The sequence below is a fragment of the Corallococcus sp. AB030 genome, assembly GCF_003668965.1.
GTDB classification, from domain to species: domain Bacteria; phylum Myxococcota; class Myxococcia; order Myxococcales; family Myxococcaceae; genus Corallococcus; species Corallococcus exiguus.
The window spans coordinates 1-7,170 of record NZ_RAWQ01000324.1; the positions used below are offsets into that span (position 1 = coordinate 1).

Here is a 7,170-nt window from a genome sequence, read left to right on the forward strand (position 1 = left end):
GCCCCAGCCCCACCCGGCCGGACGGCCAGGGCCCCTTCACCCCTCTTCCAGGCCTGCCATACGGCCAGTCATTTCTTCCCCCACGATTCGGTCGAGTCCGTAACTTCTTCAGACGTCACCGCCGACCCACCGCGAAAGTGCCCGGAATTCCCGGGAGCGGCGGACAGGCACGCGGTTCGCAATAGCGATGGAGTGTCGAGGAACCGAACCCGTGTCCCAGTCTTCCGCAAGAAATCGCCTGGTCCTGCCCTACCGCGTCCACTACGCACCGCCCGCGTGGCGGGAGGTGGGGCGGATGTCGTCCGAGGCCTTCGAGGCCCTGCAACAGACCCTGGCGCGGCTGGCGGAGCGGACGAAGTCGCACGACTCGGTGGCGGGACCCGCGCGGCACCGCGTGGAGGGCCACGACCTGGAGCTCGTCTACGAGAAGGACCCTCGCGCCAGCACGCTCACGCTGCTCGCGGTGACGCGGCTGGGCTGACGCACGAAGGGCCCTCGTTCGCGCGAGGCCCCCGGCTTCAGGCGATCCGGCCGGACAGCCGGCCCACGGTGGCCAGCAGCTCGTCCGGGACGATGGGCTTCTTCAGCAGGCCGCCCGTGTCAGGCAGCGCCTCCGCCCCCACGCCCGACAGCAGCAGCACCGGCACGGCCTTCAGCCGGGGCCAGTCCGCGCGCAGGTGGCGCAGGAACTCCGGGCCGTCCATCACCGGCATCCTCAGGTCCAGCAGGATGAGGCTCGGCGGGGGCAGGTGCTGGAGCTCGTCCAGGGCCTCTTGGCCATTGGCGGCGACGGCCACCTCGTAGCCGTCGGCTTCCAGGATTTCGGCGATGGCGGCGCGAGCATCCTCGTCGTCCTCCACCACCAGCACGGGCTTGTGCGGCGCGGGCTGAACCATGTCCCGCAGCATAGAGACCCCCTCCCCCACACGGACACGCCTTCCCGGAATACCACGACAACTGGTGGACAGATGGCTACCCTGGAGGATGACCCCCTTGGGGCCGGAGCGGCCACTCTGGGAGGTTCGGGGGGCATGCTGACGCTGCCCGTCTACCTGGAGCTGGGCGCGGTGGGGCTGGGGGCCCTGTCAGGGGCGCTGCACGCGCTGCGGAGGGAGCTGGACGCCATGGCGGTGCTGGCCCTCTCCATCTGCACCAGCGTGGGGGGCGGCATGCTGCGCGACGTGCTGCTCGGGCAAACGCCCGCGGCGCTGCGCTCTTCGCGCTACCTGCTGGCGGTGGGCGCTTGCGCGGTGCTGGCCGTCCTCTTCGCGCCGTGGCTGTCCCGGCTGCACCGGGCGCTGGACGTGGTGGACGCGCTGCTGTTGGGCATGTGGGTGGTGCTGGGGCTGGAGAAGGCGCTCGCGTTCCAGCTGCCCCTGCCGTCCGCGGTGTTCCTGGGGGTCGTCACCTCCGTGGGCGGCGGCGTCATCCGGGACGTGCTCCTGGGCGAGCGCACCGCGCTGGTGTCCCCGGGCGAGCTGTACGCCACCGTCGCGCTGCTGTGCGGCCTGCTCTACGTCGCGCTCGCGGTGGGCCTGAAGCTGCCCGCGCCCCTGGCGGAGGCCGCCGCCATCGCCGGGGCCAGCCTGCTGCGCCTCACCGCCATGTGGCGCCGGTGGCGGCTGCCGCACCGGTTCGACCTGCTCCAACTGCTGGACCGGATCCAGGCCCGCCGCCCGCGCGGACCGCCCTGAGGCTGGAGCCGCGCTTCCGGAATATCTTTTGGACAGAAACGAACTTTCCGGTCCAGAATTCTCCGACAGGTGCCCGCAACCCCGTTAGGACCGCGGATCATTTCGGAGGGGAAGCAGGCTCGCAAACGTGTGCTCCCTCACGGGTCTGTCCCACCAGGGGGGCCCGGGGGGTTAGCGGGGCCTGGAGCCCCTTCCTACCTTGGGCCGACCATGTCGCTGAGGAGCCAGGAACAGGGGAGTGCGCGCGTCCGCCAGGCCGGGTCGTGGAAGGCCCGGGCGTGGCGGGAGCTGGAGGCGGGGCGTGAGCGCATCCAGGCGATGCTCGCGCCGCTGCCGGAAGCGGAGTTGATGCGGCAGCACTCGCCGCTCATGTCCCCGCTCGTCTGGGACGTGGCCCACGTGGCCAACTACGAGGAGCAGTGGCTGTTGCGCGCGCTGGGGGCTCCGGCCTTCACCGACCCTGCGTTCGACGCCATCTACGACGCCTTCCGCCACCCGCGAAACACGCGCTCCGCGCTGCCCCTGCTGGAGCCGGAGGCCGCCTGGGCCTACGCCACCCGCGTGCGCGAGGCGGTGGGCGCGCACCTGGAGACGCTGCCCGAGGACAGCGCGGACCCGCTGCTCCACGGCGGCTTCGCCTTCGGCATGGTGGCGCAGCACGAGCAGCAGCACGCGGAGACGCTGGCCGCCACGCTGCAGCTGATGACGCACGTGGAGTACCACCCGGTGGAGGCCCTGCGCCCCCAGCCCGGCGCGGTGCCACAGCACGAGGTCTTCATCCCCGGCGGCCCGGTGCACCTGGGCGGCGACGACCCGTGGGCCTACGACAACGAGCGCCCCCGTCACGTCGTGGACGTGGCGCCCTTCCTCCTGGACGCGCACCCCGTCACCACGGGGGACTTCCTCGTGTTCGTGGAGTCCGGCGGCTACGAGGATCCGCGCTGGTGGGACCCCAAGGGCTTCGCGTGGATCCAGGCGGAGAAGATCCGTCACCCGCTTTTCTGGAGTCCGCAGGGCCACCACGTCTGGCTGCGCCGCCGCTTCGGCACGATGGAGCGCCTGCCCAAGGACGAACCCGTGCAGCACGTGTCCTGGTACGAAGCGGACGCGTACGCGCGCTGGGCCGGCAAGCGCCTGCCCACGGAAGCCGAGTGGGAGAAGGCCGCGCAGGGCAGTGACGGCGTCACTCGCGCGCACCCCTGGGGGGACGCAGCGCCCACGGACGCGCACGCCAACCTGGGCGGGACGCGCTGGGGGCCGTCGCCCGTGGGCAGCCACCCTTCGGGCCGCAGCGCGGACGGCGTCTGGGGCTTGCTGGGCGACGTCTGGGAATGGACCGCCAGCGACTTCCAACCGTACGCGGGCTTCAGGGCCTTTCCGTACCGCGAGTACTCGGAGGTCTTCTTCGGAGACACGTCCAAGGTGCTGCGCGGTGGCGCCTGGGCGAGCGCGCCGGTGGCGGTGCGCAACAGCTTCCGCAACTGGGACTTCCCCATCCGCCGGCAGATCTTCGCCGGCTTCCGCTGTGCACGCGACGTGAAGTGAGGGTCACATGAGGATGAGGTCGGAGCAGGGTGAGGCACGCGTCGCGGAGGGCTACTCGGCGCCAGGCGTGAAGGTGGACGTGCACGTGCAACCCGGGGACGCGCGGCGTTCGCTGCGCGCGGAGGTGCTGGAGGGGCTCTGCCATGGGCCCAAGGAGCTGAGCCCCAAGTGGCTCTACGACGAGCGCGGCAGCCAGCTCTTCGACGACATCACCCGCCTGCCGGAGTACTACCCCACACGCCGCGAGCGGGAGATTCTGCGCGCCCACGCGGACGACGTGGCGCGGCTGAGCGGCGCGGACACGCTGGTGGAATTGGGCAGCGGCACCAGTGAGAAGACGCGCCTCTTGCTGGACGCGATGGACGCGGCCGGACAGCTCAAGCGCTTCGTGCCCTTCGACGTGAGCGAGGCCTTCCTGCGCAAGGCCGCGGAGGGTCTGGCTCGCGAGTACCCGCGCATCGCGGTGCACGCGGTGGTGGGCGACTTCGAGCAGCACCTGGGCCGCATCCCGGGCGGCGGCCGGCGGCTCGTCGCCTTCCTGGGCGGCACCATTGGCAACCTGAAGCCCGCACAGCGCGCGCTGTTCCTGCGCGAGCTGGCGTCCGGACTGGAGCCCGGTGACGGACTGCTGCTGGGCACGGACCTGATCAAGGACCGCGAGCGCCTGTTCGCCGCCTACAACGACAGCGCGGGCGTGACGGCGGACTTCAACCGCAACGTGCTGCGCGTGCTCAACCGCGAGCTGAACGCGGACTTCGACCCGGAGGCCTTCGAGCACCTGGCCCCGTTCGACGAAGCGAACAAGTGGATCGAGATGCGGCTCATCTCACGCAAGGCCCAGTCCGTGTGGCTGAAGGACCTGGAGCGGCGCGTGGAGTTCGCGGAAGGCGAATGTCTGCGCACGGAGGTGAGCTGCAAGTTCTGTCGCGAGCAGGTGCAGGCGGAGCTTGGCGACGCGGGCCTCGACCTGGCCGCGTGGTGGACGGACGCGGACGGAGACTTCGCGCTGTCGCTGGCGATGAAGCGCTGAGCGGGAGACTGCTTTCAGCAGGGGCCGCCCGGCGCTGCGTTTCGCGGCGCCGGGGCAGGGCCCGAATCAGACGGTGCGACGGAGCGGCCTAGCGGCGGCGCGGAGGATCGCGGCGCACGGGCACCGGCACCGGAGCCGGCTGCTGCGCCGGGCGGGTCCACGCGGCCCAGAGCGCGGCGGCCGCGGTGATGACCAGTCCCCCCGCCGCTGCTAGCTGCTCACCCAGGGGCCCGATCTCCACGGCGGCCAGGGGGAGGGGAAGCATCTCGGTGAGCGTCATGCGCGGACTCCTTACGAGGGGCACAGTGTGAAGACCCGGGACGGGCGGGCGCTCGGCACAGGTCGGGAGGCTAAGGTTAGGAAGTCGGACGGCTTTCGGGAAGTCCCGGGGACTCCGGCTGACAGTACGTGGACGGAATTGCACCCCGGGCCGGGCCCGAAGTCCATCCCCTGCCAGTCGCAGCCACCAGAAACATCACGCTCCTCACGTAATGGGGACACCCGGGCCGCGCAGGACGTTCCCGGGTTCCCCTCTGGCTGGCGCTTATCGGGCGTCCGGGTGGCGCTTCTTCCACTCCACCTTCATGCAGTGGTCCTGCACCACGCGGATGCCTGCGCGCGCCAGCCGCTCGGCCGCGGCGTCGTTGCGGATGCCCAGCTGGAACCATACGGCATACGGCTTCTTCTCCAGCATGCCGTCCACGTGCGCGGTGATGTCGTCCGGCCGCAGGAACACCTGCACCACGTCCACCTCTCCGGGCACGTCCTTCACCGACGCGGAGATGGGCTCGCCCAGGATGCTCCCCTGCTCGCCGTGCGTGGGCACGGGCAGCACGGTGAAGCCGTGGTCCTTGAGGAACTTCGGGATGGCATGCGCGGGCTTGTCCGCCTGCGCTTCCGGCCGGATGCCCAGCACGGCGATGCGCTTCGTGCGCGCGAGCAGCTCGCCAATGCCTTCCGCGTCGTCGATGAGGTTCTTGCGCCAGTCGTCCATGGGGTCTCCGCGCTCCTTCATAAGGAGGCCGCGACCTTCACGACAGGGGACTGTCAGCGGGGCGCGGCCTGGACCTGGATGGTACGGCAGGCCTCGGTGGCCAGGCGGACTTCCTCGGCGGTGGCGCCGGGGAGGCTGGCGCAGAGGAACAGGTCGTCTCCCACGCGCCGGGCGCCGAAGAACGCGGGCGCCTCCGGGCCCAGTCCGCCGTCCGTCAGGGACGGGGCCATGGTCACGCGCAGCAGGGCGAAGGAGGGCGTGTCCTCTTCCTGGTCCAGCGACAGCGTGAACTGCTTCATCTGCTGACGGACGTTGTCCGCCAGCGTCTCCGAGGAGGGCATCTGCTCGCCCTGCCCCGGCTTCAAATCCACGCGCAGCGCCGGGCGGCCGGGAGGGCCCGCCTGGAAGCTGCCGTCGGTGGCCACCTGCGCGGACCAACCCGGCGGCAGCGGCACCTTCACGCCCGAGCGCAGCCCCGCGTCCTCCGCATGGATGTCATCGACCGGCGTCTTCTTCTGGCAGCCCTCGCAGCCGCCAAACAGGACTCCGAGCGAGACGACCCCGAGGCCGATGAGCCCCGGGACCTTCCGCGCGTGGGACGCGAACATGCGCACCGTTACTTCTTCTCTCCGGGCGGGGGCGGGTTACCGCCACCCTTGCCGATGTTCTCCATCTTGAGGGAGCCCTCGAAGATGACGCCGCGGTCCATGGAGAGTGACGGCGTCTCCAGGTTGCCCTTCACTCGGCCCGGCTGCTTCAGCTCGATGAGCTGCGTGGCGCGCACGTTGCCTTCCACGGTGCCGTTGATGATGACGGTGCCGGCCTGAATCTCCGCCTGCACGCGGGCGCCGTCGCCAATGACGAGCACGTCCTTGGTGACAATCTGCCCGTTGAACTTGCCGTCGATTCGAACCTGACCTTCGAAGGTGAGCTTCCCCTCGAACTCGCTTCCTTTACCCAGAAGCGTGTGAACCTCACCCGGACGCGTCGACACGAAATCCTCCTCCCGTTTGAACAGGGGCTTGCTGGGTGCTTCGTCTTTCTTCCCGCCAAGGAGCGCCACGCCCTACTCCTTCCTCAGAAGCTTCAACAGCCTGTCGAGGTCATCGTAGGAGAAGAAGTCGACTTCCAGGGTGCCTTTTCCCGGGCTTTTCTCCGACAGACGGACCTTTGTTCCCAACCGACGCTGCAACTCCTCGGTGAGCGCCTTCACCTGCGGGCTCACCTTGGGCGCCGGCTTGCCTGCATCCTTGCCGCCCTTCGCGGACTTGCCCTGCTGGACCAGCCGCTCCGTGTCGCGCACGGACAGCTTCTTCTCCGTCACCTGCTTCGCCAGGTTCTGGAGCTCCGGCAGCCGGGGCACGCCGAGCAGCGCGCGAGCGTGGCCCATGCTGAGCGACCCGTCCGCCACCATGGCCTTCACGTCCGGGGGCAGGGCCAGGAGGCGCAGCGCGTTCGCGACGGTGGAGCGCTCCTTGCCGACCTTCTGGGCCACCTGCTCCTGCGTGAGCTTGAACTCCTCCACCAGGCGCCGGTAGCCGTCCGCCTCTTCAATGGGGTTCAGGTCCGCGCGCTGGAGGTTCTCCACCAGGGCGAGCTCGAAGGACTCGGCCTCCGTGACCTCGCGGATGATGGCGGGGATTTCCTTGAGGCCGGCGGCCTGGGACGCGCGCCAGCGGCGCTCGCCCGCGATGATGAGGTAGCCGTCGCCGCCCTTGTTCGGGTTCTTCCGGACGAGGATGGGCTGGAGCAGGCCCTGCGCCTTGATGGACTCGGTGAGCTCGTGGAGCTTGGTCTCGTCGAAGTGGCGGCGGGGCTGGAGCGGGTCGCGGTGGATGGACTCGATGGCCAGCTTGAGCACGCCGGGCTTTGGCGGCGGCGCGGCGGGGGCCGGCGCGGGGGCGGCC

General features: G+C 70.4%; 10 protein-coding genes. 4 read left to right on the plus strand and 6 right to left on the minus strand.

Translation table 11 applies throughout. The features are described 5' to 3' along the window. Positions 1-211: 211 nt before the first annotated feature. The gene (locus D7Y15_RS41180; protein ID WP_126936353.1) at positions 212-481 is read left to right on the plus strand and encodes a hypothetical protein; all 270 of its coding nucleotides are present in this window, start codon (positions 212-214) and stop codon (positions 479-481) included. A 37-nt stretch (positions 482-518) separates the two neighbouring features. Here D7Y15_RS41180 and D7Y15_RS41185 read toward each other — a convergent pair whose 3' ends face one another. Continuing rightward, the gene (locus D7Y15_RS41185; RefSeq protein ID WP_233605288.1) at positions 519-908 is read right to left on the minus strand and encodes a response regulator; all 390 of its coding nucleotides are present in this window, start codon (positions 906-908) and stop codon (positions 519-521) included. Between the two features lie 123 nt (positions 909-1,031). Between D7Y15_RS41185 and D7Y15_RS41190 the strand changes: the two genes are divergently transcribed. The 3 genes from D7Y15_RS41190 (at position 1,032) to egtD (ending at position 4,269) form a co-directional block, all read left to right on the plus strand. Beyond that, entirely contained in the window at positions 1,032-1,694 is a 663-nt protein-coding gene (locus D7Y15_RS41190) for a trimeric intracellular cation channel family protein (protein ID WP_158624570.1), read from the plus strand. Between the two features lie 210 nt (positions 1,695-1,904). After that, a complete protein-coding gene (egtB, locus tag D7Y15_RS41195; protein WP_121755999.1) occupies positions 1,905-3,239 on the plus strand; it encodes an ergothioneine biosynthesis protein EgtB in 1,335 nt (444 codons plus the stop codon). Positions 3,240-3,246: 7 nt separating this feature from the next. Next, on the plus strand, positions 3,247-4,269 hold the full coding sequence (gene egtD / locus D7Y15_RS41200) for an L-histidine N(alpha)-methyltransferase (protein WP_120581285.1): 1,023 nt from the start codon (positions 3,247-3,249) through the stop codon (positions 4,267-4,269). Positions 4,270-4,357: 88 nt separating this feature from the next. On the opposite strand, the gene D7Y15_RS41205 is transcribed toward egtD, so the two are convergent. The 5 genes from D7Y15_RS41205 to D7Y15_RS41225 form a co-directional block, all read right to left on the minus strand. Next, positions 4,358-4,549 (minus strand): hypothetical protein, encoded by a 192-nt coding sequence (locus tag D7Y15_RS41205; protein WP_120581284.1) that lies wholly within the window; start codon positions 4,547-4,549, stop codon positions 4,358-4,360. Between the two features lie 264 nt (positions 4,550-4,813). Further along, a complete protein-coding gene (locus tag D7Y15_RS41210; RefSeq protein ID WP_120581290.1) occupies positions 4,814-5,263 on the minus strand; it encodes a CoA-binding protein in 450 nt (149 codons plus the stop codon). Between the two features lie 53 nt (positions 5,264-5,316). Next, complete coding sequence (locus D7Y15_RS41215; RefSeq protein ID WP_121756001.1) at positions 5,317-5,871, minus strand: hypothetical protein; 555 nt, start codon at positions 5,869-5,871, stop codon at positions 5,317-5,319. Positions 5,872-5,879: 8 nt separating this feature from the next. Next, complete coding sequence (gene bacM / locus D7Y15_RS41220) at positions 5,880-6,326, minus strand: bactofilin BacM (protein WP_014400844.1); 447 nt, start codon at positions 6,324-6,326, stop codon at positions 5,880-5,882. A 3-nt stretch (positions 6,327-6,329) separates the two neighbouring features. Continuing rightward, positions 6,330-7,170 (minus strand): ParB/RepB/Spo0J family partition protein (locus D7Y15_RS41225; RefSeq protein WP_121756002.1); only part of this gene is annotated, 841 nt, incomplete at its 5' end.